This window comes from Hymenobacter sp. J193 (assembly GCF_024700075.1).
In the GTDB taxonomy this organism is placed as follows: Bacteria; Bacteroidota; Bacteroidia; order Cytophagales; family Hymenobacteraceae; genus Hymenobacter.
Map to the genome: position 1 here is coordinate 3,640,091 of NZ_JAJONE010000001.1, position 24,955 is coordinate 3,665,045.

At 61.0% G+C, this 24,955-nt stretch carries 24 protein-coding genes and 1 pseudogene; 9 read left to right on the forward strand and 16 right to left on the reverse strand.

Annotated elements, in window-relative coordinates; translation table 11 throughout:
* Positions 1 to 296: 296 nt before the first annotated feature.
* Positions 297 to 1,151, reverse strand: a complete 855-nt coding sequence (locus tag LRS06_RS15940) for a hypothetical protein (RefSeq protein ID WP_257872380.1) — start codon at positions 1,149 to 1,151, stop codon at positions 297 to 299.
* A 12-nt stretch (positions 1,152 to 1,163) separates the two neighbouring features.
* Positions 1,164 to 1,622 carry an ABA4-like family protein gene (locus LRS06_RS15945; protein WP_257872381.1) on the reverse strand — a complete coding sequence of 153 codons (459 nt, stop codon included), beginning with the start codon at positions 1,620 to 1,622 and terminating at the stop codon, positions 1,164 to 1,166.
* 298 nt (positions 1,623 to 1,920) lie between these two features.
* Here LRS06_RS15945 and LRS06_RS15950 point away from each other — a divergent pair, with 298 nt between their 5' ends.
* The gene (locus tag LRS06_RS15950) at positions 1,921 to 2,595 is read left to right on the forward strand and encodes a hypothetical protein (RefSeq protein WP_257872382.1); all 675 of its coding nucleotides are present in this window, start codon (positions 1,921 to 1,923) and stop codon (positions 2,593 to 2,595) included.
* 279 nt (positions 2,596 to 2,874) lie between these two features.
* Here the strand turns inward: LRS06_RS15950 and LRS06_RS15955 are convergent, their stop codons facing one another.
* From LRS06_RS15955 to LRS06_RS15965, 3 genes are all read right to left on the reverse strand, one after another.
* The gene (locus LRS06_RS15955) at positions 2,875 to 3,243 is read right to left on the reverse strand and encodes a hypothetical protein (protein ID WP_257872383.1); all 369 of its coding nucleotides are present in this window, start codon (positions 3,241 to 3,243) and stop codon (positions 2,875 to 2,877) included.
* A 115-nt stretch (positions 3,244 to 3,358) separates the two neighbouring features.
* A complete protein-coding gene (locus LRS06_RS15960) occupies positions 3,359 to 5,512 on the reverse strand; it encodes a dihydrofolate reductase (protein ID WP_257872384.1) in 2,154 nt (717 codons plus the stop codon).
* 78 nt (positions 5,513 to 5,590) lie between these two features.
* A complete protein-coding gene (locus tag LRS06_RS15965) occupies positions 5,591 to 6,724 on the reverse strand; it encodes an AMP-binding protein (RefSeq protein ID WP_257872385.1) in 1,134 nt (377 codons plus the stop codon).
* A gap of 147 nt (positions 6,725 to 6,871) precedes the next feature.
* On the opposite strand from LRS06_RS15965, the gene LRS06_RS15970 reads away from it, so the two are divergent.
* Positions 6,872 to 7,075, forward strand: a complete 204-nt coding sequence (locus LRS06_RS15970) for a hypothetical protein (protein WP_257872386.1) — start codon at positions 6,872 to 6,874, stop codon at positions 7,073 to 7,075.
* 96 nt (positions 7,076 to 7,171) lie between these two features.
* On the opposite strand, the gene LRS06_RS15975 is transcribed toward LRS06_RS15970, so the two are convergent.
* The 7 genes from LRS06_RS15975 to LRS06_RS16005 form a co-directional block, all read right to left on the reverse strand.
* The gene (locus LRS06_RS15975) at positions 7,172 to 7,735 is read right to left on the reverse strand and encodes a hypothetical protein (protein ID WP_257872387.1); all 564 of its coding nucleotides are present in this window, start codon (positions 7,733 to 7,735) and stop codon (positions 7,172 to 7,174) included.
* Between the two features lie 233 nt (positions 7,736 to 7,968).
* Entirely contained in the window at positions 7,969 to 8,331 is a 363-nt protein-coding gene (locus tag LRS06_RS15980; protein WP_257872388.1) for a DUF6370 family protein, read from the reverse strand.
* Between the two features lie 126 nt (positions 8,332 to 8,457).
* Complete coding sequence (gene menB / locus LRS06_RS15985; protein ID WP_257872389.1) at positions 8,458 to 9,270, reverse strand: 1,4-dihydroxy-2-naphthoyl-CoA synthase; 813 nt, start codon at positions 9,268 to 9,270, stop codon at positions 8,458 to 8,460.
* Between the two features lie 120 nt (positions 9,271 to 9,390).
* Positions 9,391 to 11,277 (reverse strand): 2-succinyl-5-enolpyruvyl-6-hydroxy-3-cyclohexene-1-carboxylic-acid synthase, encoded by a 1,887-nt coding sequence (gene menD / locus LRS06_RS15990; protein WP_257872390.1) that lies wholly within the window; start codon positions 11,275 to 11,277, stop codon positions 9,391 to 9,393.
* A 69-nt stretch (positions 11,278 to 11,346) separates the two neighbouring features.
* Positions 11,347 to 11,673 (reverse strand): hypothetical protein, encoded by a 327-nt coding sequence (locus LRS06_RS15995; RefSeq protein ID WP_257872391.1) that lies wholly within the window; start codon positions 11,671 to 11,673, stop codon positions 11,347 to 11,349.
* A gap of 54 nt (positions 11,674 to 11,727) precedes the next feature.
* A complete protein-coding gene (locus tag LRS06_RS16000) occupies positions 11,728 to 12,948 on the reverse strand; it encodes a chorismate-binding protein (protein WP_257872392.1) in 1,221 nt (406 codons plus the stop codon).
* Positions 12,945 to 13,376, reverse strand: a complete 432-nt coding sequence (locus LRS06_RS16005) for a hotdog fold thioesterase (protein ID WP_257872393.1) — start codon at positions 13,374 to 13,376, stop codon at positions 12,945 to 12,947. Before LRS06_RS16005 ends, LRS06_RS16000 begins: the two co-directional genes overlap by 4 nt.
* Positions 13,377 to 13,540: 164 nt before the next feature.
* Here LRS06_RS16005 and LRS06_RS16010 point away from each other — a divergent pair, with 164 nt between their 5' ends.
* The 6 genes and pseudogenes from LRS06_RS16010 to LRS06_RS16035 all read left to right on the forward strand — a co-directional run bounded on the left by LRS06_RS16010 (position 13,541) and on the right by LRS06_RS16035 (position 21,231).
* On the forward strand, positions 13,541 to 14,167 hold the full coding sequence (locus LRS06_RS16010) for a histidine phosphatase family protein (RefSeq protein WP_257872394.1): 627 nt from the start codon (positions 13,541 to 13,543) through the stop codon (positions 14,165 to 14,167).
* Positions 14,168 to 14,329: 162 nt separating this feature from the next.
* Positions 14,330 to 16,052 (forward strand): annotated as a pseudogene (locus LRS06_RS16015) (pyruvate dehydrogenase complex dihydrolipoamide acetyltransferase).
* A gap of 193 nt (positions 16,053 to 16,245) precedes the next feature.
* Positions 16,246 to 18,576 (forward strand): S9 family peptidase, encoded by a 2,331-nt coding sequence (locus LRS06_RS16020; RefSeq protein WP_257872395.1) that lies wholly within the window; start codon positions 16,246 to 16,248, stop codon positions 18,574 to 18,576.
* A gap of 240 nt (positions 18,577 to 18,816) precedes the next feature.
* Positions 18,817 to 19,353 (forward strand): ATP-dependent protease subunit HslV, encoded by a 537-nt coding sequence (hslV, locus tag LRS06_RS16025; protein ID WP_257872396.1) that lies wholly within the window; start codon positions 18,817 to 18,819, stop codon positions 19,351 to 19,353.
* A 132-nt stretch (positions 19,354 to 19,485) separates the two neighbouring features.
* Entirely contained in the window at positions 19,486 to 20,457 is a 972-nt protein-coding gene (locus tag LRS06_RS16030; protein WP_257873423.1) for a deoxyhypusine synthase family protein, read from the forward strand.
* 468 nt (positions 20,458 to 20,925) lie between these two features.
* Positions 20,926 to 21,231: a hypothetical protein gene (locus LRS06_RS16035; protein WP_257872397.1), complete on the forward strand. Its 306-nt coding sequence runs from the start codon at positions 20,926 to 20,928 to the stop codon at positions 21,229 to 21,231.
* A gap of 163 nt (positions 21,232 to 21,394) precedes the next feature.
* On the opposite strand, the gene LRS06_RS16040 is transcribed toward LRS06_RS16035, so the two are convergent.
* Together LRS06_RS16040 and LRS06_RS16045 are read right to left on the reverse strand one after the other, a co-directional pair.
* Positions 21,395 to 21,955 (reverse strand): hypothetical protein, encoded by a 561-nt coding sequence (locus LRS06_RS16040; protein ID WP_257872398.1) that lies wholly within the window; start codon positions 21,953 to 21,955, stop codon positions 21,395 to 21,397.
* A 93-nt stretch (positions 21,956 to 22,048) separates the two neighbouring features.
* A complete protein-coding gene (locus LRS06_RS16045) occupies positions 22,049 to 22,516 on the reverse strand; it encodes a hypothetical protein (protein ID WP_257872399.1) in 468 nt (155 codons plus the stop codon).
* A 166-nt stretch (positions 22,517 to 22,682) separates the two neighbouring features.
* Between LRS06_RS16045 and LRS06_RS16050 the strand changes: the two genes are divergently transcribed.
* A complete protein-coding gene (locus LRS06_RS16050) occupies positions 22,683 to 23,039 on the forward strand; it encodes a hypothetical protein (RefSeq protein WP_257872400.1) in 357 nt (118 codons plus the stop codon).
* An 8-nt stretch (positions 23,040 to 23,047) separates the two neighbouring features.
* On the opposite strand, the gene LRS06_RS16055 is transcribed toward LRS06_RS16050, so the two are convergent.
* Together LRS06_RS16055 and LRS06_RS16060 are read right to left on the reverse strand one after the other, a co-directional pair.
* A complete protein-coding gene (locus tag LRS06_RS16055) occupies positions 23,048 to 23,782 on the reverse strand; it encodes an ATP-grasp domain-containing protein (protein ID WP_257872401.1) in 735 nt (244 codons plus the stop codon).
* Positions 23,783 to 23,806: 24 nt separating this feature from the next.
* The gene (locus tag LRS06_RS16060) at positions 23,807 to 24,835 is read right to left on the reverse strand and encodes an N-acetylmuramoyl-L-alanine amidase (RefSeq protein ID WP_257872402.1); all 1,029 of its coding nucleotides are present in this window, start codon (positions 24,833 to 24,835) and stop codon (positions 23,807 to 23,809) included.
* Positions 24,836 to 24,955 lie beyond the last annotated feature (120 nt).

Here is a 24,955-nt window from a genome sequence, read left to right on the forward strand (position 1 = left end):
GCGAGCAGTGCGAAGTAATCCGTCCTGAACAACGCACCCAGCCCGAAGACGTGAAAAGCCCCTGATGCCAGCACGGACGTCAGGTGCTTTCTGGTAGAAGAACGTATCTGGTTTTGTACAGGACGGATTGCTTCGCACTGCTCGCCATGACAGCTTCTTCGCACCCCGAAGCAGGCGTAGTGCACTCCCGAGGCAAAAGTCTATTACTCTTGCCGCAAGAGTGGCAGACTTTTTCCGCATAAGGAGCACGACTACCGGAAAGACGCATTATGCCGTTAGAACGTCAACTCACCATCTCACAACTTCACCACGGGCTGGCCTTGCAGGGCCTGAGCGAAAAGCAGGGCCACCAATCCCGCGTACAGCAGCGCCCCCAGCCAGGTGAGTAGCGCGGCCCGGCGCGGCAGGCGGCGGCTCAGCCACCAGCCCAGCAGCGGCACCACCTGCAGGGCGTGCATGCCCAGGAAGTGGGCAATGCGCAGGTCGCCGGCGCGGGTGCTCCAGCCCAGGCCGGGCAGACCGGTGCCGCCGTCGGGGGCGCCTACCGTGTGCTGGTTGAGGTGAATCATCATGCCGCCCAGCACCGAGCCCACCAGAAATAGCAGCAGCCCGAGGCGCACGCCCCACACGTAGCCGGCCGGGCCGTGGGGCCGGTAGCGCCACCCCAGGTACACGGCGGCTATGGTGGCCCCGGTATTCACCATAATGGCTACGCCCATCAGGTTGAAGACAAGGCCGTCCAGCGGCGTAGCAATATTGTAGTGCGAGGAGGTGCCGCGGGCGGCCTGCAGCACAATGCAGGCAATTTCGGCCACCATGCAGACAGCTACTACCCGGCTTACGCGCCGTACCCCGCGTTGCGCCGGAGCGGGCAGGTCAGCCAGTAGCCAGCCCAGCGTCCAGACAAAAGCCAGCACCGACAGGCAAAACTTAATGGGCTTCAGCCAGACCAGGGCGCCCGTAACCAGGCGGGCATCCAGCGGCAGCAGCACCAGGGCTACTCCCAGCAAGGCTACGTGCAGCCAACCCGTCCAGGAAAGCACAGGGTTTACGCGGTGCAGGATCCGCAGCCAGCCGCCTATGCTGCTCGTGGGAGCCGGCTTTGGGGACAGGTCAAACGACGGGGGCAGAGAAAGGGAAGATGAGTTCATAGCGGTAGGAGGTTAGGAGGCAAGATCAGCAGGGGAAGAAACGGGGCGCAGCTGGCGCAACCCGGCGTAGAGCAGCAGGCCTATCGGCCCCACCAAAAAAGTGAGCAGAAGGCAGGGCACGCGCAGATACCAAGCCAGCCCGCGCCGCTCGGCATCCTGCGTTTCCCAGATGCCTACGGCCAGATCAAAGCACAGGTAGTGCACCCAGCCGGCCGTGAGGGCCCACGGATCCTGAAACAGGGCCCTCACCTCGGCCAGGGAGCTGAAGCCGCCTTCCGTAGCATGAGGGCTAAAATAATGCATCGTAAGCAAGGCGGCGTAAGTGGCAGCTAGCAGCAAGGGCCACACGCCGCTGCGTACCAGCCGGCGCGTAACCACCCAGCGGGGCGCGGCCATCAGCAGGAGCCAGGCGGGCAGCACGGCGGTGTTAGCCACGGAAAACACGAATTCGGGAGTGAGGAAGGCGGGCATACAAACGGGCAGAAGTACAGCCGTAAAAGTATCAGCCGCCCGGCCAGCTGGCTAACCCATCCGGGGTGAAGCGTAGAATAGCCGGGGCGAAGTGTCTGGCGTCCGTTGCCAGTTGATAGCAGCTAAAAGGAACTGTCGTGCTCTATCTGGCGTCCGCGCAGCCGAAGCATCGCGCTAGTATGGTAAACTCACCGAAGCGGTAGAGATGCTTCGGCTGTGCGGACGCCAGATAAAGCATGACGCCTTACTATCAACAGATAACCAACAACTGACGAGTAGCTGCGTACTTTTGCAGCGTATGACGGCTTTGCGTGGAATTCTGCTGGGAGTGCTGGGCTGCGGGTGGCTGGCAACGGCTGCTGGTGCGGAGCCGCTACCGCCCGATTCCAGCCGCGTGCGTCAGTCGCACCGGCGGCTGGTGTTTCAGTTCGACCAGCGCTACTCGGTGCTCAATGGCAGCGTGGTGGGCATCAACGGGCTGAAGGTGGGCGTGGAATTCCGGGGGCGGGTGCGTACGGGCCTGGGCCTGTACCTGCTCTCCGATGGCGTGCCCACCGATGTGGCTTTGCCCGCCCACCTGCCCGCTGGCACCCGCGACGAGCTGCGCTTCCGCTACGTGGCGGCCTACGGCGAATATGTGGTGAAGGGCACGCCCCGCTGGGAGCTGAGCACACCCACGCAGCTGGGCATCGGCCGCTACTACGCCCGCTACGAAAAGCCCGATGGCGAAGTGGAGCGTACCCCTCGGCGGCTGATTTACATGTTTGAGCCTTCCGTGGCCGGACACGTGCGCGTGTTCCGGTGGGTGGGCGTGGGTGCCGGTGGCGGCTACCGTCAGATGCTGTTCATGAACAATGCACTCGAAAGCGAGTTGAACGGCCCCATTTTCTTCGGCCGCGTCAAACTGTTCCTGGGCGACCTATACAAAATCGTGCGCGGCCGCCAGCGCCTGTTCTCCCAGCAGGGGCTTTGAGGTAATGTGCTGATGTGGGGAATGTGCTGATGTGCTAATATCTCCTGGCATTGCGGGGCGGAACCGAAGTCATCCGTCCTGAGTAACGTGCCAAACCTTGAAATGCGAAAAGCCCTTACCCGTGCGCAACGAGTAAGGGCTTTCTGGTAGAAGAGCGGGTCTGGTTTTGTGCAGAACGGATGGCTTCGCGCTGCTCGCCATGACACGTCAGTCACCATTTTACTGCCTCACATTAGCACATTAGCACATTAGCACATTCTCCACATTAGTACATTACATTCAGTTTCCCCGGGCGGGGCGGCGCAGCACGAACAGCGTGTGGGCGGGACGCTTGTCGGTTTGCTGATACATCTGTACCACTTCCCAGCCCAGCTTGCCCATGTAGGTGAGGGCACTCACATGGGTGGCAAACACCTGCAGCTTGCCCGCCTCGCGCTGGGAAAGGGAGCCGCCGCCCAGCTTCTCGAAACCGTAGCCAAAGTCCACGAAGATGTCGCCGGTTTTGGCTTTATTGTCGGGAGAAAACAGGTTGTCGGTCGTCAGCAGCTCGCAGTACTCGTAGCGCTGGGTGTCGATGGTTTGGGCCTGGGCGCGGCCGGTCCAGCTCAGGAGCGGCAGGAAGAAAGCTAGGAAGAGAAGGCGTTTCATAAGAGGGCGCAAGAATTTGGGGAAGCATGAAAAAGGGCTGGCCGGATGCGGGAATTGATGCCATGCATTTTCCCCTCATCCGGCCAGCCGCTTCGGTAATATACGAGGACCGGCGCTAATTCACGTTCGGCAGAAACGAGTACTTGCGGCCGTACTCCAGCATCTGCTGGGCAAAGTCAGTGGGGTATTCCAGCTTCACGTCGATGATTTTGCCTTCCTGCTCCACCGGCACCAGCTTGGGCTGAATGAAGCCCGCGTAGGGCGCAATGCCCAGCTTCTGGTAGCGGGCCAGCACCTGCTTGTGCAAGTCGGCATCTACCTTAACGCCGTAGGTTTCAATCAGGTTTTTGGCCGCGTTGTAGTCGCCCTCGCTCGTGATGCGCTGGGTTTCGCGCAGCAGTTGCCCAAACAGACCGCGCAGCTTCTGGTAGTCGTTGATGTGGAAGAAGGTTTTGCCGTTGCGCGTTACCTGCTCAACCACCTTGTCTTTCTTGCCTTTCTCAAACACCCAGCGGGCCACCATCTGGCGGTTGCGCATGTGGGCTTCCTCCACAGTTTCGCCGGGCTGCAGGCGCACCAGCTGGGTCATCAGCCCGCCGCGGATGTAGCTGTCGTACTCCGCTTTGCCCACTTCCAGGCTCGGCATCACCCCCAGCTGCACCAGTTTATCGTCCATCAGGTAGTACAGGGCCACCAGGTCGGCGCGGCCTTCCTCAATGGCGGAGGCGTAGCTTTTCAGGGTTTCCTTGGTGGTGCCCACGCCTTTGTTGATCTGCCCAGAAGCGTGCCCGATTACCTCGTGCATATCGGTGTGGAGCTTGCCGGCCAGGGCGCCGTATTGCTTGGCGCGCTTCTTCTCGGCTTCATCGAAGGCAAACTCGTCGAGCATGCCGCCGGCCGAGGCGCGGTCGTAAGCCTCTACAATGTTGCCCAGGTTCACCGACTTCGAGCCGTGCTCCTTGCGAATCCAGGTGGCATTGGGCAGGTTGATGCCGATAGGGGTGCTCGGGGCCGCGTCGCCGGCTTCTACTACCGTGGTAATGACTTTGGCCGTGATGCCCACCACGTTTTTCTTCCGGTGCTCGGCCTTGATGGGCGAGTGGTTCTCAAACCACTGAGCCTGGTCGCCGATGGTTTTGATGCGCTTGGTGGCCTCCACATCCTTGAACGACACCACCGACTCGTAGGCAGCGCGGTAGCCCAGCGGGTCGCCGTATACCTCAATAAAGCCGTTCACCACGTCGGTATCCGAGTTGGTGTCGTGTACCCAGGCAATGTTGTATTCGTCCCACAGCTTCAGGTCGCCGGTGCTGTAGTATTGAATGAGCTTGGTAAGGGCGGCGCGCTGCTCGGGCGTTTCGGCCACGTCCAGGGCCTTGTTCAGCCAGAAGGCCACCTGCGTGAGGGCTTCGCCGTAGAGGCCGCCCACTTTCCAGGGCTGCTCCACGATGTTGCCCTGCTTGTCCTTAGTCAGCCGCGAGTTGAGGCCGTAGGAAATGGGGCGCTGGTCGTTTTTGTCGATTTTCTTGGCGTAGAACGCCTCGGCTTCCGCCTGCGTCACTCCCTGGTAGTAGTTGTTGGCCGATGTTGTGAGCAAGTCCTGGCCGGACTCCTGGTTGACGCGCTTGGGCGCCACCTTGGGGTCGAAGAGGACGGAAGTCATCGTCTCCGCGAACTGCTTTACCGTCTGGCCGGGCAGCAGGGGCAGGCTGCGCTCTGGCGTGCTCAGCACCAGCTCCCGGAAGTAGGCCGGCGAGAATTCCGGCAGCAGCTTGCGGGTGGAGTAGTGGTGGTGGATGCCGTTGGAAAACCACACGCGCTTGGCGTAGGTGTTGAACTGCTGGGCCTGCTCCACCTGCTGGGTGTTGGTGGTAGCGGCGCGGCGCTCCTGGTTGGTTTCCCAGAGGGCTTCCAGGGTGCGGCGCACGCGTAGGTTGTAGGCGTAGTTCTGGTCGTAAATGATGTCGCGCCCGCTCAGGGCTGCTTCGTACAGATAATATAGCAGCTCTTTCTGCTTGGGCTCCAGGGCCTCGAAGCCGGGCACCTCGTAGCGCAGAATGCGCAGATCGGCAAACTGCTCACTGACTACCTGAAAGGGCCCGGCAGCGGGAGCGGAGGCAGCGGGTGTATTGGGCGTGGTAACGGCGGTGGAGACGGTAGCGTCGGTGGGTGGGGTGGAGGCACTTACGCTGGCCGGGGTGGTGCTGGCGCAGCCGCTAAGCTGGGCAGCCAGCAGCAGGGCCGCCGCCGGGAAAAGCAAACGGGACATAGAAAGGAAATGAGCAATCGGCTAGTCAGACTACTAGCTACCTACAAAGCTAACGTATTCCGCCCCCCGAAAACAACCTCAGCGGCCGGCCGGGGGCGCGGGCGCCAGGGAGCGGACGGTGTTGAGCCGATCCAGCTTGCCGGAGGCCGTGGTGCGGAACTGCGGCGCATACACCAGGGCGCGGGGCCGCTCGTATTTGTCGAGGCGCTGGGCTAGCAGCTCGTGCAGCTGCTGCTCCTGGGCGGCGGTCAGCGGCTTGCCTTCCAGCACGGCCGTCACCTGCTCGCCTAGGCGGGCATCGGGGCGGCCCGTTACGAATGCACGACGGCCCAGACCCAGCTCCGTGAGGGCCACTTCCAGCACTTGCTCCACTTTCTCGGCCTGCACCTTCACGCCCCCGCTGTTTATCACGAAGTCGGCCCGGCCCAGCCACTCGAACGTGTGCGCATCCAGCAGCTGCACCCGGTCGTTGGTGATGATGAGCTGGTCCAGGGTCACGTCGGCGCGCACGGTCAGGCAGCCGCGCGCGTCCTGGGCCACCGTAATGCCGGGCAGCACGTGGTAAGCCGTACCGGGCTGGGCACCGTTGAGGCGGCGCAGGGCAATGTGCGAGGCCGTTTCCGTCATGCCGTAGGTGAGGTATACCGGCACGCGCAGCTGCTGCAGGTCCTTTTCCAGCCGGCGCTCCACGGCGGCGCCCCCTACCAGAATGCCTTTCATGCGGTTGAGGCGCGGGGCGTGGCCGGCATCCAGCACGGCCCGTAGCTGCAGGGGCACGAAGGAAGCAAAGTCGAACTCGGCGGAGGTGGGCACCAACGCCAGCGGGTCGGCGTGGGGCTCCACAATGGTGAGGTGCATACGACGCTCAAAGCCCCGCACCAGCATCATGAGCCCGCCCACAAACTCGCAGTTCAGGCACACCAGCATCCGGTCGCCGGGGCCCAGGTCGAAGTAGTCGCCGGTGCGGGCCGCCGAGGCTTCCAGCTGCCGCCGCTTCATAGTCACGAGCTGGGGCTTGCCCGTGGAGCCGGAAGTGCGCAGGCCGAATTCCTGGGCCCCGTTCAGCCACTGCCGGCAGAAGTCAAGCACGCGGGCCTCGTAGCCGTTGAGGTCGGTGGGGGCGTGGGCCGGGTACTGCTGAATGTCGGCGTAGCGAAACGTGCGGCCGTTGAGGGAAAGCGAATCGGGCAGGAGAGAAGCGTCGGCAGCCATGTAGCAGGAAGTAGCGCGGCAAAGATTTCAACTAAAAACCGCAACTACATACGAACCCCCGGCGGCCGCGGCCGGAAACTATGCGGGAGGCTTGACAGTGAGAATATTAAAAACGTACATTGAGTTTCTCACCAGCTGCTTCCTGCCATGCAACCCACCAGCCCGTTCACCGCCGTGCGCACGTTCCGGTTCCTGCCCCTGGGTTTACCTGAGGACAAAACGGCCAAGCTTCGGCAACTGGCCGAAGAAAAGGCCCGGCGCAAAGCCCGGAAAAAAGCCGCCAAGCACGAGCGGCTCCGCAACTTCTTCGGCTGGTGCGCCGGCTGCGAGGCCTACGGGTCGATATTCTGAAGCGGGCCAACTGCTTTTTCGAGAAGCTGCCGCTATGCCCAACGTGGCCCTTGCGCTGAAGCGCAAGGGCGCTACTGAACCGGACGACGTCAGGAGCTAGGGCATATTCTGCTCCTCCTGTACTCCATCAGTAAAGAAGGAAAACGTCTTGAACAGCTGCCACTGCGGCAGCGGGGTGCCCTCATTTTCCGGCGTTGTTTCCTCCAGCAGCTTGCGGTACACGCGCAGGCGGTTGTTTTCTGCCACGGCGTAGTAATAGTAGCCCGCCCCCGCCTGATAGGTTTGAAATACACTAACGGCGCCGGCTGGCACGCCCTGCTTGGCCCACCGGTCCCGGTCGAGCTCCGAAGGCTCCGCGTCCTGGGCTATCAGTACGCTGTCGGGGCGCTGGCTTGGGTAGAGGTAAATGCCAAAGCGCAGATCATCGGCGGAGGCCTTCCCCTTCAGCGGAAACGATTTAAGGCGAAACGTCTGGCCCGTTAGCGGGGCGGGCGGGCCCTGCGCGGTGGCCGGGCGGGGCTCAGTAACTGATTCGGAAGAAGTTGCGGGTTGGCTGCCGGTATCGGGAGTTGAAGCGGGCTGTTCGGCCGGGCCGTTGCAGCTGCCCAAAGTCAGCAGGCCCGTTGTGCAGGCGAAAGTAAGGAAGACAGGAAAACGCATGGAAGCAGATAGTTGAATAAGGCGGCGCCAAGGTTTGGGCAGCGGGTCAAGCTTGTTGGCAATAAGCGCTACTACGAGAAGCTGGAGTATTTCGATAAGTCGGGCTTATGCATTGTCACCAAGCCAGAACGATCCGCTACAGCTTCCGCTGAAGCGGGCAGCTGAATGCGGCCGACAAGCTCCTGAGAGTTCGGGTTATTCAGTACTCAGATTAGGCTTGCGAGCTTAAGGTACTACCTGCCCGCCTGGCCCTCGGGTAGTAGCTTGAAATACGTGGCCACAAAGCGGTTATTCATTACCTCACCCTGCACTTCGGCCCGGCGGATGGCGTTGCAGAAACCATCCTGCGCGTGGGCGTCGCCGTGCGAGTCGATGCCGGTGCCCTCCATAAAGTAGGCTTTATCCTTGATGCGCACGGCCAGGTCGCAGCTTTTGCCTGGCAGGCCCAGCCGGCACTGCCCGCAGGCGGCTTCCACTACCTGCACGGGCCTGGCTTTGTCGGGCGCGTCGGCCACCGGGGCCGGTGCAACCGACTGAGCCTGGGCGGTGGCAACGCTGGCGAAAGTCAGCAGCAGAAGGAAGAGCAAGGATTTCATACCGGGAAAAGCTGAGGAAAAACGTTGGGTAGGCAAGATAGTCAGGGCCCCGTAAAGCCAACAAAAAAGCGGCCCGTACCCTCAAGGCACGAGCCGCTTTCGGGGCCGAAACAGCGCAACGAGGCGTTACGGGAACTTCGGGTACTTCGAGAAATCCGGCTGGCGCTTCTCGATAAAGGCGTTGCGGCCTTCCTTGGCTTCTTCGCTGAGGTAGTACAGCAAAGTGGCGTTGCCGGCCAGCTCCTGAATCCCAGCCTGCCCGTCCAACTCGGCATTAAACGAGGATTTCAGCATGCGCAGCGCCAGAGGGCTCTTCTGCAGGATTTTGTGGCACCAGGCTACAGTGGTCTCTTCCAGCTTGTCCAGCGGCACCATTTTGTTTACGAGGCCCATGTCGAGAGCTTCCTGGGCGTCGTACTGGTCGCACAAAAACCAGATTTCGCGTGCTTTCTTCTGACCTACAATGCGAGCAAGGTAGGAGGCCCCAAAACCACCGTCGAACGAACCCACGTTGGGGCCGGTCTGTCCGAAGCGGGCGTTGTCGGCGGCAATGGTCAGGTCGCACACCACGTGCAGCACGTGCCCGCCCCCGATAGCCCAGCCAGCCACCATAGCCACCACGGGCTTGGGAATAGAGCGAATGATTTTCTGAAGCTCCAGCACGTTCAGGCGGGGTACGGTGTCTTCGCCCACGTAGCCGCCGTGGCCCCGCACGCTCTGGTCGCCACCCGAGCAGAAGGCCTTGCCGCCTTCGCCCGTGAGAATGATGACGCCGATATCGGTCCGGTCCTGGCAGATGCGCATGGCCTCAATCATTTCCTGCACCGTGAGCGGGGTGAAGGCGTTGTGCACCTGCGGGCGGTTGATGCTGATTTTGGCGATGCCGCCCGCCTGCGTGAAGAGGATTTCGCGGAACTCCTTGATGGTCGTCCAGTTCATAGGTAAGTCGTTGGTTTCTGCGTCTTCGGCGTTTTCTTCGGCGTCCTCTGCGGGCTTCGTCGTTGTGATAGATTAAGCCCGCAGAGGACGCGGATGATTGCGCAGAAGGCGCTGAGTGCTTTAGGAAAAAGAAGTGCGGACCGCAGCCCGGTACTGTTCAAAGAATTCGGCGTTGGTGGGGCTGTCGGTGGTGATTTCGAGCAGCCCGGCGCCGGATTCCGCTGCAAAGAAAACCGGTAGCGCCGACTCTAGTTCAGCAAATGTTGAAACGGCCAGGTAGCGCAGGCCAAAGTCGCGGGCCGTATTCTCGCCTCGCAGGGGCTGGCGCGTCTCAAAAAACTCTTCTAGCTCCGGCTGCTGGCGCGGCCCGTCAATCAGCCGGAAAATGCCCCCGGCGTGGTTATTCAGCAGAATCACGCGTAGGTTGGTTGTAGGGTAGTTGTGCCAGAAGGCGTTGCGGTCGTAAAAGAAAGCCACGTCGCCGGTAAGCAGCACCACCGGCCGCGCGGGCTGAGCCAGGGCCGCGCCCACGGCCGTGCTGGTGCAGCCGTCGATGCCGCTGGTGCCGCGGTTGGCAAACACTTCCACGAAGCGCTCCGGCGGCAGTCCCAGAATGTTGGCGTAGCGCACGGCCATGCTGTTGGCCAGGTGCAGGGCCGTGCGGTCGGGCAAGTGCTGCAGGGCGCGGTAGATAGCCGTAAACTCGTTAAAAGGCTGATTGGGCTTTTGCATGAATTCGCGCAGAAACCCCATGGCCCAGTTTTCCGCCGCCAGCCACGGCCGCAGGTAAGCCGCCTTGGCCAAGTCCGACTCAGTAGCGGTCCAGGTCAGGCGGGCGGGTTGCCCCAGCGGCTGGGGCACCGGTGCCACGCGGGTAGCATCGGGCTGGGCAGCTTGGCTGGATGCGGTAATGGTTGGAATCGAACCATCAGAAGCCAGGGCCGCATAAGAAGTTGAACCTTCCCCACTCAGCGCCGCAAAGAAATCGGCCGGCCCCATCCGCACCACCTTCGTTAAGGCCTGGAAGGTATCGGCCACTGCCCCGGCGGGTTGCACGTGCCAGTGCTGGGCAGGTTTGGCGTTGCGCAGATACAGCTTCAGGGCTTTGGAAATGAGCGACTGGCCGAAGGTGATGAGCAGCTCCGGTTTCAGGGCTTCCTTCAGGCCCGGCTCCGGCACGGCCATAAATACGTCCTGGCGGCCCAGGGGGCGTCGGCGCTGTTCGTAGCCGGGAGCAGCGGGCAGGTGCAGGTTGGCAATTACGTCGCCCACCACGGGCGCCTGCCAGGCCGCCGCAAACCGGTGCAAGGCCAGCAGCAGCTCCGTATCGGCGGGGTGCTGGCCGGCCACTACCAGCACGCGGCTGGTATTACGGATAGCGTCGCGCAGCTCTGCCAGCGTGGAGGCGGGCAGCTGCGGCCGGCCGGGCAGCTCACGGGTTACGCGTACTGGCCCGAACTGCAGCTCCTCGCCTTGCTGGGGGTAAAATGGCTCCCGCAGCGGCACGTTCACCTGCACCGGCCCGGCCGGAAACTGCTCGGCCAGCCCAATGGCTTCCGACACGAGGCGCGTCGCGTGCCAATGCGCGTCGGCGTGAGTGGTATCGGCCGGGAACTGGAAGGAGCCTTTGGCATGCGCCCCGTACAGGTCGGCCTGGCGGATGGTTTGGCCATCGAGTTGGTCTATCCACTCCGGGGGGCGGTCGGCGGTGAAAACCACCAGCGGAATTTGCTGAAAATAGGCTTCCGCCACGGCCGGGGCGTAGTTCAGGCCGGCGGTGCCGGAGGTGCAAACCAGCGCCACGGCCCGCTTTTGCGCCTGGGCCAGCCCCAGCGCGATGAAGGCGGCGGCCCGCTCGTCGGGCACCGTGCGCACCTGAATCCCGGGGTGGCGGGCAAAAGCAATGGTAAGCGGCGCGCACCGGGAGCCGGGCGACAGCACCACGTCCGTAATGCCCAGCTGAGCGCAGATTTCGGGAATGTTATGAACCGCTTGGAGGGAAGCCATAGGTGGAAGGTAGCGCGAGTCTGAGGTCCGGTACGTCGGAACAGGTATAGGGGAGGCTGTAAATGGACGTTAGAGTTGAATGTGCGCCGGGTTTACGCCGGCTTCGCGCATAATGGTACAGGCTACATCATAGAGAAAGTCCCGTTCCTCCGTGTCAAAATCGTCGGTGTCCCATTCCTCCAAAAACGACTGCACGCTGGCCGTCAGCTCCGGGCTGCCCGGGGCGGCGGTAGGCAGCGCGGCCTGCAGGTGGCGTACAAAGTCGATAATAGCCTGCTGCATATCCTGCTGTACTTCCTCATCAGATGGGTTAAGGCCTCTGGCCGGCCAACTCTCCGCCGGAAAGTTATTGCGGGTGACGTAGGTTTCGAGCTGTTGGTGAAGGCTGGTTTCCATAAGGAGAAAAATAAGTGAATGATATGCTCGGGGTAGGCTGAAGCCCGGGCGTATTTACTCCAGAATAGCGCCTACGGTGCGCAGCTTCAGCTCGGTTTCCTGCCACTCCCGGGCCGGGTCGGAGTCGATGGTGAGGCCGGTGCCGGCGTAGAGGATGGCTTCGGTGGGCCGCAGCTGCAGGCAGCGCAGATTTACAAACAACCGCGTGACGCCCGCGTTAGGTAGGTTTACGGGCCCCAGGAACCCCGCGTAGTAGGCCCGGTCATAGTTTTCGTGTTGGCGCAGAAAATCCAGGGCCGGCTGCCGGGGCACACCGCCCACGGCCGGGGTGGGGTGGAGCAGGCGCAGCATATCGGTACCCAAAGATGGAAAAGGAACCTGGTCGAGGTGCACGGCAAAATCGGTGCGCAGGTGCAGGAGCTGCCCGGCCACTACCGTGCGCGGCCCCTGCTCGTCGTACTCGCGCAGGCGCAGCTGCTTAAAGCAGTTCACGATGTAGCGGGCCACCAGCGCGTGCTCTTCGATGTCTTTGTGCGCCCACTTGGCCGTGGCGGGTTTCATGCCCGGCAGCAGCGGCTGGGTGCCGGCCAGCGCCATTGTCCGGAACGTGTTGCTTTCGTCGATTTCGGCCAGCACTTCCGGCGTAGCGCCCAGCCAGGTGCCCGCGCCCGGCGCACTCACCAACGACACGAAGGCGTTGGGGTAGCGCGTCTGAAGCTCCTCAAACGCGGCCAAGGCATCAAACCCCGGCGGCAGGGGCCGAAGCACGGCCCGGCTCGATACCACTTTGCGCACGGTGCCGGCCTCAATGGCCTCCACGCCCGCTGCCACCAGGGTTTCATACTCGGGGCGGGAGGCGGTGGCCGGTGCGGGCTGCGGACTCACGTGCCAGGTTAGCGGGGCCTCGGCCGGCAGGGCGGCAAACCGCTGCCGCAGCTCCGGCAGTCGGGCCGCGGCCGCCGCGCTCACCTGGATTTCCTCGGGCCGGGCCAGGTCAAAGAATAAGTCGGCGGGGAAAAAGAACGGCGGGTTGTGGTCGGAGTCCCGGAACGGGAAAAAGGCAAAGCCCGCCGGGGCCGTAGGCTCCAGCGCGGGCGGCAGGCCGGCGTAGGCCGCGTCTACCTTCAAACTCAGGCAAAGGCGGGCATGGGCAGCACCGGGCAGCCGCCACAAAGCCACTGGTCGGCCGCTGCTCAGGGCCAAAGCCACCAGCTGGCGCAGCCGGACCGCTACGGGCAAAGCCGGGTTCCAGGTTATCTGCTGCAAGCTGCTCATGCCTTATCCGGGGCTGCGGGAAGGTCGATGACGGCCATGGTAATGCGGCTGATGCACACCAGCGCGCCGGTTTCTTCATGGGTAATGCGGATTTCCCAGACCTGCGTGCTGCGCCCCACGTGCAGCGCCGTGGCCCGCCCAACTACGTACCCCTCGCGCACGCCCTTGATGTGGTTGGCGTTGATTTCCAGGCCTACGCAGGCTTGCTTGGTGGGGTCGATTTTGGTGGCGGCCCCGATGCTGCCCAGCGTTTCGGCCAACGCCACGGAGGCGCCGCCGTGCAGCAAACCCATCGGCTGGTGGGTGCGGCCGTCTACGGGCATGCGGCCTTCGAGGTAGTCGGGGGTGAGGGCAGTCAGTTCAATTCCGAGCGTATCGGCCAGAGTCGGGCGCTTGCGTACCCAGTGCTGCAGTTGTTCGAGCGTCATATAAAGAAAGAGGCCAGAGGAAAGACCGTCGGAACGGTATAACCGCAAACGCCGCCTCAAGGATGCCGCGAAGCTAGCCAACGCCCCGGAAAAGATGCCGCCCGATGCGCAAAGCCCGGCGGAAAGCGTGTATTTTAACGGCTCATAGCAAATGCAGCGGGCCAGTGAGCGTCAAAAAAATTTACCTTATCCGACACGGACAAACCGATTTCAACGTGCAGGGCATCGTGCAGGGCAGCGGCGTCGACTCCGACCTGAACGCGGCCGGGCGGCGGCAGGCAACCCAGTTTTTTGCCGCCTATCAGCACGTGCCGTTCGCCAAAGTGTATACATCGGGGCTGCGGCGCACCCATCAATCGGTACAGGGGTTTCTGGAACTGGGTTTGCCGCACGAGCAGCACCCAGGCCTCAACGAAATCAGCTGGGGCGTGCGCGAAGGCACCCGCATCACACCCGAAGAAGATGAAGAGTACCACTACGTGCTGCAGCAATGGCGCCTGGGCAATACCAGCCTGGCCATGCTGGGCGGCGAAAGTCCCGACGAGGTGGCGGCCCGGCAGCGCCCGGTAATTGACTTGCTCGTTTCCCGGCCCGAGGAAGAAACCGTGCTGGTGTGCATGCATGGCCGGGCCATGCGGGTGCTGCTGTGCCAGCTGCTGGGCTATCCGCTGAGCCAGATGGATTCCTTCGAGCACCACAACCTCTGCCTCTACAAGCTGCACTATACCGGCAGCCTGTTTACGGTGCGCAGCTTTCTGGATCTGCGGCACCTGCAGGAAACACGTTTCTAGTCAGACTGGCCGCTACCAGGCTCACTTACGTTAGCAGAACCAGCAGGCCAGGATTTCAGGGCGAATTTTCGCCGGGCTTTCCGGGCCTACAAGATAAAAGCGTAGTTTGCGCCCCCCAAAAATCCGGTCTATTTTTGACCCTCAACTCAACCGAAGACGCTGATGGCCGAAGTCATAAAAATGCCCAAAATGAGCGACACAATGACCGAAGGGGTCATTGCCTCGTGGCTCAAGAAAGTGGGAGATAAAGTAAAATCCGGGGATATTCTGGCCGAAGTCGAAACCGACAAAGCCACCATGGAGCTGGAAAATTACGAGGACGGCACCCTGCTGCATATCGGCCCCAAACAAGGCGAATCTGTGCCCGTGGATGGTCTGCTGGCTATTGTGGGCAAGGAAGGCGAAGATATTTCGGCCCTGCTAAGTGGGGGGGCGGCCCCAGCCCCGGCCCCCCGCGGCCGAAGCTCCCAAGCCCGAAGCAGCTCCGGCCCCTGTGCCTGCACCTACTCCCGCGCCTGCACCGGCTCCAGCCCCGGCAGCTGCGGTACCCGTCGCCCCGGCGGCTGGCAATGGCAAGAAAGCCACCGTCATCCGGATGCCCAAAATGAGCGACACGATGACGGAAGGTACTATTGCCGCCTGGCTTAAGAAAGTAGGCGACAAGGTGAAGTCTGGCGACGTGCTGGCGGAAGTGGAAACCGACAAGGCAACCATGGAGCTGGACAACTACGAGGACGGTACCGTGCTATACATCGGCCCGAAGGAAGGCGAAGCCATTCCCGTTGACGGCATTCTGGCCATCATTGGCGAGGAAGGCGCCGACGTACAGGCCCTGCTGGGCGGGCAAAGCGGCGGCGCGGCTCCGGCTGCGGCCGACGCTGCTCCGGCAGCTGCTACCACCTCGGCCCCCGCTCCGGCTCCTGAAGCTGCACCGGCTGCTCCCGCCGCTGGTGGCCGCATCTTCGCCTCCCCGCTGGCCAAGAGCATTGCCAAAGACAAAGGCATCGACCTGAATACCATCAAAGGCTCGGGCGAAAACGGCCGCATCGTGTCCCGCGACCTGGAAGCTGCTCCAGCCGGGGCTGCTGCCGCACAGCCCGCTCCACAAGCCGCGTCAGCTGCCCCGGCCGCCGAAGCTCCCAAAGCTGCGGCGCCCGCGCCGGCAACTACCGGCGGCCTGGCCCCGGCGGTGGCTGCTTCTCCCGACACGTACACTGACACGCCGGTGTCGCAGATGCGCAAGGTTATTGCCCGCCGTCTGTCGGAAAGCCTGTTTACGGCCCCGCATTTCTATCTGACGATGGAAATCCTGATGGACCGGGCCATGGAAGTGCGCACCCAGCTCAACGCGCTGTCGCCGGTGAAGCTGTCGTTCAACGACCTGGTGGTTAAAGCCGCCGCCGTGGCGCTGAAGCAGCACCCAGCCGTCAACTCCTCCTGGCTGGGCGACAAAATCCGCGTCAACAAGCTGGTGAATATTGGGGTAGCCGTAGCCGTAGAAGATGGCCTGCTGGTGCCCGTGGTGCGCAACGCCGACGGCAAAGGTCTGTCGACCATTGCCACGGAAGTGAAGAGCCTGGCTGAAAAAGCCAAAACCAAGAAGCTGCAGCCCAGCGAGTGGGAGGGCAGCACCTTCACCATCTCCAACCTGGGCATGTTTGGCATCGAGGAGTTCACGGCCATCATCAACCCGCCGGATGCCTGCATCCTGGCGGTGGGCGGCATCAAGCAAACGGCTGTGGTGAAGGACGGCCAGCTGGCCATCGGCAACGTGATGAAGGTGACCTTGAGCTGCGACCACCGCGTGGTGGATGGCGCCACCGGCGCTGCCTTCCTCCAGACGCTGAAGAGCCTGCTGGAAGACCCCATGCGCATGCTCATCTGATAAGAGCGTCAGTTGTGCTTACGTAGACCCTGGTTGAGCTTTGCTCGGCCAGGGTTTTTCGTGCTCCTGAGGCTCAACGGCTGGCCCTCTTTGTTTGGGCGGGCTCCCGGGCCGGCGGTGCGCGTTTCGGGGATTGGTGCTACCTTCCGTCCCCCGTCCGGGTCGGGCGGATACGTCACGTTTTTCACCCCCTATGCGCAAGTATTTACTGGCCTTCACCGCCGCCGCTTTCTGCGTCTCGGTGGCCTCGGCCCAGCAGCGGCCCGCTCTCACCGCCCAGGACTACGCCCGGGCCGAGCGGTTTCTGAGCTACAACACCCAAGCGCTGGTAGATGGCAGCGCTGGCCAGCCCAACTGGCTGGACAATGACCGGTTCTGGTACCGCGTGCTCACGGCCCGGGGCAGCGAGTTTATCCTGGTAGACCCGGCCCGCAAAACCCGTAAGCCGGCTTTCGACCAAGCCAAGCTAGCGGCTGCGCTGTCGGCAGCCAGTGGCAAGACGTACGAGGCCAATCGGTTGCCTTTCCGCACGCTCTCGTTTTCGCCCGATGCGAAGACCATATCCTTCGCCGCCAACGGCAAAGCCTGGAAGTACAGCGTAGGAAGTGGCCAGCTGAGTCCCGACGCGGCCCCGGCAGCGCCTTATGCCAACGCCGGCAACGAAATTGAGTCGCCCGACGGCAAGCTGGCCGCCTTCATCAAGGACGATAACCTGTGGGTGCGCGACACCAACACCAACCACCTAACCCAGCTCACCACCGACGGCGCCAAGGACTACGGCTACGCCACCGACAACGCCGGCTGGACCCACAGCGACAAGCCCGTGCTGCGCTGGTCGCCCGACTCGCGCAAGATTGCCACCTTCCGCCAGGACCAGCGCCGCGTGGGCGACATGTATCTGGTGACCACCAACGTAGGCCATCCGAAGCTGGAGGCGTGGAAGTACCCGCTGCCCGGCGACCAGGACATTGCCACCATCGAGCGGGTGGTCATCGAAGTGAACAGCCCCAAAGTGGTGCGCTTCCAGATGCCCCCCGACCCGCACCGCGGCACGCTCTCCGACGACATTTCCAGCAGCGGCACCTTCGACGACGTGGACTGGAGCCCTGATACCCGGGAGCTGGCCTTCGTATCAACTTCCCGCGACCATAAGGAGGAGAAATTCCGCATTGCCGATGCCACCACCGGCGCGGTGCGGGACGTGTTTTCGGAAACCGTAGCCACGCAGTACGAGTCGGGGCAGGGTGCCATCAACTGGCGCTACCTGCCCAAAAGCAAGGAAATTATCTGGTACTCGGAGCGTGATAACTGGGGCCACCTCTACCTCTACGATGCTACCAGCGGCAAGGTAAAGCAGCAGATTACCAAGGGGAATTTTGTTGTTACGCAGCTGGTAAAGGTAGATGAAAAGCGGCGCGAAGTTTATTTCCTGGCCGACGGCCGGGAACCGGGCAACCCCTACTTCACGCACCTCTACCGCATCGGGCTGGATGGCAAAAACCTGAAGCTGCTCACGCCCGAGCCCGGCAACCACCAGGTGACTTTCTCGCCCTCGGGCCAGTACTTCATCGATACCTACTCCCAGCCCGACCGCCCCGGCGTGACGGTGCTGCGCGCCACCGATGGCAAGCTGCTCTCGACCCTGGAAAAAACCGACGTTTCCCGCCTCACGGCCACCGGCTGGAAAGCGCCTACGCCCGTCACGGTGAAAGCCGCCGACGGGCAGACCGACCTCTACGGGCTGATGTTTACGCCCACCACGCTGGACCCCGGCAAAAAGTACCCCATCATCAACTACATCTACCCCGGCCCGCAGGGTGGAGGCGTAGGCAGCTGGTCGTTCAGTTCGGCCCGCAACGACAACCAGGCCCTGGCCGAGCTGGGCTTCGTGGTGGTGGTGATTGAGGGCAGCTGCAACCCGCTGCGCTCCAAGAGCTACCACGATGCCTGTTACGGCAACATGGCCGAAAACACGCTGTCGGACCAGATAACCGGCATGCGCCAGCTAGCCCAGAAGTACCCCTACATCGACCTGGAGCGGGCCGGCATCTGGGGGCACTCGGGTGGGGGCTACGCCACGGCAGCAGCTATGTTCCGCTACCCCGAGTTCTTCAAAGTAGGCATTTCGGAGTCCGGCAACCACGAAAACCGCAACTACGAGGACGACTGGGCGGAGCGCTACATCGGCCTGCTCAAAACCAACCCCGACGGCACCACCAACTACGACAACCAAGCTAACGTGCCCTTCGCCAAAAACCTCCAGGGCAAGCTCCTGCTGGCCCACGGCCTGATGGACGACAACGTGCCGCCCTACAACACCTGGCTGGTGGTGGATGCCCTCACCAAAGCCAACAAAAGCTACGACCTGGTGGTATTCCCGCAGGCCCGCCACGGCTACGGTTCCTCCTCGTACTACATGATGCGCCGCCGCTGGGACTACTTTGTGCAGCACTTGGCCGGCGCCGTGCCACCGCACGACTACGAACTGAAGTCCAAGCCCGACCCGCGCAACGCGGTGCAGTAGACTCTAAGTACTCTGAGCAGTCAACACCAGGTCGTCATTCCGTCTAACCGTCATTCCGAGCGCAGCCGAGGAATCTTGCGTGCTGATGTTGTGATAGTAATTACCACACTAGCAAGATTCCTCGGCTGCGCTCGGAATGACAGTCTTCTTGGAATGATCAGTCTGGGCGTTGCCGGCAGATTCGCGTAGCTTTGCGCCTTCTCCGCCGAAAAACCTGTTTTTCCTCTTCGTATTGCTGCTATGAGAATTCGCTCGACTACCGTGCTGGGTGTACGCCACAATGGGCAGATTGCCCTCGGCGCCGACGGCCAGGCCACTATGGACAAGCACGTGGCCAAGAGCAACGTGCGCAAAGTACGTAAGCTCCACGAGGGCAAAGTGGTAACGGGCTTTGCTGGCTCCACCGCCGATGCCTTTATGTTGCTCGATAAGTTTGAGGAAAAGCTGGGCGGCTACGGCGGGCAGCTGCGCCGCGCGGCCATTGAGCTGGCCAAAGAGTGGCGCAAAGACCAGTACCTGCGCAAGCTCGAAGCCATGATGGTGGTCTGCGATAAAGACGAGCTGCTCATCATTGCCGGCACCGGCGACGTGCTGGAGCCCGATTACGACGTCGCCGCTATCGGCTCGGGCGCTATGTACGCCCAGGCTGCGGCCCTGGCCCTGAAGAAGCACGCCCCCCACCTCACGGCCCGCCAGATGGTGGAGGAAGCCCTGCACATTGCCGCCGACATCTGCATTTACACCAACCACAACCTGATGATTGAGCAGCCCGAATAAGCCTGCTTTTGCAAGCAACCCAGCCGCAATAGTACGCTATTCGGAATCTTCGATATACGAGTTCCGTATTGAACGATTCCCGGTTGCTAGTTGATTGTACACCGCACACCCACCACTGAAACCTCGATTTCGATGAACGTAACGAACTTCCTTAAGCACCACTACCGCCACTTCAACGCCGCTGCTTTGATTGATGCCGCCGAAGGCTACAACAAGCACCTGGCCGATGGAGGCAAGATGATGATAACGCTGGCCGGCGCCATGAGCACCGCCGAAATGGGCATCCAGCTGGCCGAGCTTATCCGTCAGGACAAGGTGCAAATCATCAGCTGCACGGGTGCCAACCTGGAAGAGGATATCTTCAACCTGGTAGCCCACGACTTCTACGAGCGGGTACCCAACTACCGCGACCTGACGGCGGCCGACGAGCAGGCCCTGCTGGAGCGCCACATGAACCGCGTAACCGATACCTGCATCCCCGAAGAAGAGGCCATGCGCCGCCTGGAGCACTCGGTGCTTAAGTTCTGGGAGCAGGCCGACAAAGCCGGGGAGCGGTACTTCCCCCACGAGTTCTTCTACCAGATCCTGAAGTCGGGCGAGCTGGAGCAGTACTACCAGATTGACCCCAAGGACTCCTGGATGCTGGCCGCCGCCGAGAAAAACCTGCCCATCATCTGCCCCGGTTGGGAAGACTCCACGCTCGGCAACATCTTCGCCGGCCACGTCATCTCGGGCGACATTCAGAACGTGCACACCGTGCGCACCGGCATCGAGTACATGATTTACTTGGCCGACTGGTACACCAAGCAGGCGACCGAGGAAAGCAAAGTGGGCTTCTTCCAGATTGGCGGCGGCATTGCCGGTGACTTCCCCATCTGCGTGGTGCCGATGTTGCACCAGGACCTTGGCCGCACCTCGGTGCCGCTGTGGGGCTACTTCTGCCAGATTTCGGACTCTACCACGTCCTACGGCTCCTACTCCGGTGCTGTGCCCAACGAGAAAATCACCTGGGGCAAGCTGGGTCAGGACACGCCCAAGTACATCATCGAATCAGACGCGACCATCGTGGCCCCGCTGGTGTTTGCCATGGTACTGGGGCAGTAGTCCTTGCGGAGCCTAACGTTTCTGAAACGGGCCGACAGTTCGTCGGCCCATTTCTTTAGTTTTAGAGCAGGATGAAAAACACGGTTGAATACATTACCAACGAGGCTGGGCAGCGCACGTCGGTAGTTGTACTGGTTGCAGAGTGAGAGAAGATGCGCCAGAAGCTGAACCGTCTGCAGCAGAAAGTGCGGGTGCTGCAACCGCGCCGGTTTGGAGGCAGTGAGGCCGTGTGTCCAAGGTACGCCGTTACCCACTTTCAGCGCTTTTCTGAATGACTTATGAAACGAATAATAGTATTTCTTCCTGCTCTGCTACTGTATATTAACTGCCAGGCACAGATTATTGAGTTCTGCGAGAATTCGCAACCAGATACTTCTGCCTGTGCCAGAATTGTTGCCAATTCTTTCAGAATCGAGAGGGGTGAAATAATGTATAAAAATGCTCCATTATTAGAGCTTTGCTCATTAGATGGCGCTTTTATTATTTGTTTCGGAAATTGTGAGTTGTATTAAAAAAGCTGGATTTCAATTAATCTGTGAAGAGGTATCAGCTACGAAACCCTTCAATAACAAGCAGGAGGGGCTAAAGAGTGGAATATGGTTTAAAGTTAGTATACTAGGTAGATTAAAAAGCGCTATTCAGTACGACTCTGGGCAGGTTAGAAAAGTGCTTACTTTCTGGCCAAATGGTTTGCCTCGTAAGGCTATTAAATACAAGCCTAATGGTAAGCCCGTACTAGGAAGTAGTATTTATTATCCAAAAGCAGGTAAATAAATACTGAATATCTGTCCGAATGAAGTTCCCGCTGTCGCTCAGCGGTGCGGAGTAACTTCTACGCCTCACATAGAGAATTGCTGGGGCTGCTTCAGGCAACAATGAAAAGCCCCGCCGCTGACGTTCAGCGGCGGGGCTTTTTGTATGGTTTACAGGGGTGAATTTACGAATCGAAAAATGTTAAGAAATCCTTGAGAACTTGTGAAAAGTAGAGTATCGGCACTGTTTGAGCAAATAACTTCCCAAATTCCTGAGGTGAGCAATTGTGCTTGTCGGCGCATTTCCAAAGCACAGTTAATGACTGCTCATCTGATAGTAGAAAAATATAGTATGGGTCTATCGTTTCGTCCAACCGAAGTAAATGCTTGAAATAAACGGAATCATCAAGCCCTCCTAAGATAGGATTTGGTGTGCCCATTGTCCACTTGGCATTCACTATACTGCGGCCTTGCATAAGCATCTTATATATCTCTTGCGCTGACTTCCCTTCAAAGCGGCTGGTGTGAAATGTCGTTGGATTTAGGAGAATTTTATCGAGAACATATTTTATGGAAGATCTAAAACTTGGTAGGTAACATACTTCGTCTTCGTTGATAATGGGTTTTTGCCCTAGCCAGAGTCTTACGTAGCCGTACTTGGGAAAAGGTGATTCCAGTGAGGGTGTGAACTCAATAGCAAAGGAGGACTTATCCCCGAATACTTGCGTCTGATTGAGTGCTCTCATTAGGAAAAATAACTGCCTGCGATGGTGTTCGATCTGATTTGTAATACCGCGCCGCTCTGCCTAATAGATTGAAAACGTGCGGGAAGTAGAAAGTTATTCTTCTATCACGTAGGTGTGATGCACATGAGTGGTTGTATCGAATATGACACTGCAGCTTGCTGAGGAACCGGGAGGAATCGAGTAAGAATACCAAATTTTCTTAGTGCGCCCATCAAGTACAGTGTCTATCGATTCTGGATGGCCCATGATGGCAAGCACCGTTGGGCTTGTCATGCCTTGGTGTATTCTTTTGATGTTTATGAGGTTAGTTCTGCCTGTTTGAGCCTCTCTACTCCAACTTGTTTCGTACTTGATTATGATATTATAAACGAAAGCCAGGATAACTGCTATGAAGAGGAAGTGCCCGAAAGAAAAGCGCTTTTTCATATAGATCTTAGATCTGCCTGCTTGCTGCCTTCCGCCGTCACTCGATATAGCCGCGTGACGCCTGAGAGCCTGGGGAGCCAAGTTACCAACCATTGCTTCCCCACTAGCCTTTTTGCCCTTCTTCGCAATGAACAATTTGGGGACGTAGTCCTCTCAAGGTAGAAAGAAAGGCTAAGCAATAAAGCAAGATACTAACATTGCAGAAAGCACATTTAGACCATAGACAGAAAGCCGGGTGGAGCCATCCGACCGGAAGCTTCCGCCCCTCGCCACCCCCGGAACCCCTACCTTCGGCCCGAACTTGCCCACGCCCCGCGCCATGCCCCTCGACCTCGCCACCTTTCTGCTGCACACCCCCGAAGCCGAGAAAACCACCGTGTACCTGCACGCCGACGATGAGGACGACGACACGCTGCGCACCTGCGCGGCCCTGCTCGTGGCCCAAACGCAGGATCAGAAGCTGTTCATTACCCTGGAAACGCCGCGCCGCTACCTGGCCCATACCCAGCACCCCGACGAAGACGAGCCCGAAATCGAATTCCTCCGCGACTACGAAGAGGTAGAAGCCCTGCTGGAAGACGCCGGCCTCGACGGCCTCCACGACGGCGAGCGGGGTATCCTCTACCACAATCTGCTGTATCTGCTGATGAACGCGTAGGCGGTGCGCTAGAAATTACACGCGTCCGGGGTGCCCGTCAGCTCGGCCCAGCGGGCACTCAGAAACTTGGCATAGCGCAGGGGCGGCAGGCCGTAGCTGCCAATGGCGTAGCCCTCATTTACCTCGATAACCAGCGTAGCACCGGTGGAGGTCAGCCCAACATCAAGGGCGTAGGCATGCGGGGCCGGGATGTAGGCCGCCACGGCGGCTTCTACCACGGCGGGGTCGAAATGGGCGCGCCAGTCGCCGCGGTAGGGCTGGGCCGCCAGCACTTCCCCGTACCGCACAAAGCAGCGCCACTCAGCCACGAAGCGCACTGGCTCGGCGCACCACACGGGCGTGTTTTCGGCCTGGTCGCCGCAGCCGGCCAGGTCGCGGAAGTGGCGCACCAGCACGCCGGTAAACTTTTTGCGGGCCAGCAGGGGCTTCACAAACACCGGCCACTGGGCCGGGTCGGCCGCCACGGCATTGATGGTTGACTGCCACATGCGCCGCCCCAGAAACGGCTGCAGCTGCGACGGGTAGTCAACCGCCGGGGGCACTGGCCGTCCCAGGGCGCGCAGCGTATCCTCCACGTGGTCGATGTGGCTTACCACGATGTCGGCCGGGTCGTCGTGGGGTAGTTCGGCAAAGTGGTGAAAGGGCACGATTTCCCAGCCCATCTGCCGGAATCCGTCGGCCGCGGCAAAGCAGTTGGTACTGGCCCACTCTCCGGTGGAGTCCTGGTTGATATAAGCCCGCATAGCAATACAGCGTAGAAATTGACGTTAGCGCCGCCCGGCGTAGTCGGCAATCAGGCCCTCACAAATCCAGTTGGCCAGGGCCTGGCGGTTGTCGGGCACCACAAAGCGGCGCTGGTCTTTCTGGTTGCGGATGTTGCCCAGCTCCATAAAAACCGCCGGAGCGTGGCTGTTGCGCACCTCGTAGAGCGTGCCGCGCTCCGACACGTTGCCGGAGTAGGGCCGGTTGGGCTGGGCGCGCTTATAGCGGGCGGTGAACACCTTATGGATGTTCTTGGCCAGGCGCAAACCCAGGGCGTTGTTGGGGTGGTGGTAGAAAAACACGTCGATGTTCTGGCCCACGCTGCGGCTGTCCACGTGCAAGGCCAGCAGGCGCTGGTAGCTTCGGCCGTGGCGGCTGTGCAGGCGGTTTACCTCGGCAATGCGCTGGCGCAGGCGCTGCACCTGGCTGAGCGGAATGCGGCGGTTGGGGTGCTGCACCTCGTCGTAGTCGGTGGCCAGCACGGCCTGGTCGCGGATGCCGTCGTTAGGGTCCTGCACCATCACGTACACCGTGGCCCCGTGTTCCAGCAGCACGCGGGCCAAGCGCACCGTCACGTCGTAGGCGTACTCATCTTCGGCCAGCTTGTAGGTGCCGTACTGCCCGATGGCGCCGGGGTCGGGGCCGCCGTGCCCGGAGGAAAGGTAGTACACGGCCCCACGCAGGGCCTGGTCGCGCGCCCGCACCCCGGCATAGGCCGGGCCAAACAGCGCGGCCCGCGTCACGGGGGCGGTTTTGGCGGCTACTGGCGGGGCCGTTTTGGTTTTGGAGACGTTGCGGGCGGGGCGGCCCACCGGGGGCAACACGTAGGCGCGGCCGGCAACGAGCCCCTTGGAGCCCAGCCGGGCTTTGTTCAGCTGCCGGAACTGGCGCACGTGCTCAGCAGAACGCAGGCCGTGGCGGCGCAGTAGGGTCTGGACGACGTCGCCGCGCTTGGCCACCACCCGACGGGCGCGCTGGGCCAGGGCGGCGGTGGAAAGCAGGACCAGGCAAAGAAGGAGAAGAACTGTTCGCAACGGCAGCAGGGGCAAGGCGGGTAAGAAGAGAAGTACCAACTACGGGAAAAGCCGCGGGAAATATGCAATCGGCCTATATATCGGGCAAAAAGAGTACGAAAGGCGCCGCAAAACCCTCTG

Excerpts from the sequence above, each read along its gene's own strand:
- LRS06_RS16040 (WP_257872398.1), bottom strand. The coding sequence starts at position 21,955 with ATGAGAGCACTCAATCAGACGCAAGTATTCGGGGATAAGTCCTCCTTT.
- hslV (WP_257872396.1), top strand. The coding sequence starts at position 18,817 with ATGAGAATTCGCTCGACTACCGTGCTGGGTGTACGCCACAATGGGCAG.
- LRS06_RS16005 (WP_257872393.1), bottom strand. The coding sequence starts at position 13,376 with ATGACGCTCGAACAACTGCAGCACTGGGTACGCAAGCGCCCGACTCTG.
- LRS06_RS16035 (WP_257872397.1), top strand. The coding sequence starts at position 20,926 with ATGGCGCTTTTATTATTTGTTTCGGAAATTGTGAGTTGTATTAAAAAA.
- LRS06_RS15940 (WP_257872380.1), bottom strand. The coding sequence starts at position 1,151 with ATGAACTCATCTTCCCTTTCTCTGCCCCCGTCGTTTGACCTGTCCCCA.
- LRS06_RS16030 (WP_257873423.1), top strand. The coding sequence starts at position 19,486 with ATGAACGTAACGAACTTCCTTAAGCACCACTACCGCCACTTCAACGCC.
- LRS06_RS15955 (WP_257872383.1), bottom strand. The coding sequence starts at position 3,243 with ATGAAACGCCTTCTCTTCCTAGCTTTCTTCCTGCCGCTCCTGAGCTGG.
- menB (WP_257872389.1), bottom strand. The coding sequence starts at position 9,270 with ATGAACTGGACGACCATCAAGGAGTTCCGCGAAATCCTCTTCACGCAG.
- LRS06_RS15950 (WP_257872382.1), top strand. The coding sequence starts at position 1,921 with ATGACGGCTTTGCGTGGAATTCTGCTGGGAGTGCTGGGCTGCGGGTGG.
- LRS06_RS16055 (WP_257872401.1), bottom strand. The coding sequence starts at position 23,782 with ATGCGGGCTTATATCAACCAGGACTCCACCGGAGAGTGGGCCAGTACC.
- LRS06_RS16020 (WP_257872395.1), top strand. The coding sequence starts at position 16,246 with ATGCGCAAGTATTTACTGGCCTTCACCGCCGCCGCTTTCTGCGTCTCG.
- LRS06_RS15970 (WP_257872386.1), top strand. The coding sequence starts at position 6,872 with ATGCAACCCACCAGCCCGTTCACCGCCGTGCGCACGTTCCGGTTCCTG.
- menD (WP_257872390.1), bottom strand. The coding sequence starts at position 11,277 with ATGGCTTCCCTCCAAGCGGTTCATAACATTCCCGAAATCTGCGCTCAG.
- LRS06_RS15975 (WP_257872387.1), bottom strand. The coding sequence starts at position 7,735 with ATGCGTTTTCCTGTCTTCCTTACTTTCGCCTGCACAACGGGCCTGCTG.
- LRS06_RS15960 (WP_257872384.1), bottom strand. The coding sequence starts at position 5,512 with ATGTCCCGTTTGCTTTTCCCGGCGGCGGCCCTGCTGCTGGCTGCCCAG.
- LRS06_RS15965 (WP_257872385.1), bottom strand. The coding sequence starts at position 6,724 with ATGGCTGCCGACGCTTCTCTCCTGCCCGATTCGCTTTCCCTCAACGGC.
- LRS06_RS15945 (WP_257872381.1), bottom strand. The coding sequence starts at position 1,622 with ATGCCCGCCTTCCTCACTCCCGAATTCGTGTTTTCCGTGGCTAACACC.
- LRS06_RS15995 (WP_257872391.1), bottom strand. The coding sequence starts at position 11,673 with ATGGAAACCAGCCTTCACCAACAGCTCGAAACCTACGTCACCCGCAAT.
- LRS06_RS15980 (WP_257872388.1), bottom strand. The coding sequence starts at position 8,331 with ATGAAATCCTTGCTCTTCCTTCTGCTGCTGACTTTCGCCAGCGTTGCC.
- LRS06_RS16000 (WP_257872392.1), bottom strand. The coding sequence starts at position 12,948 with ATGAGCAGCTTGCAGCAGATAACCTGGAACCCGGCTTTGCCCGTAGCG.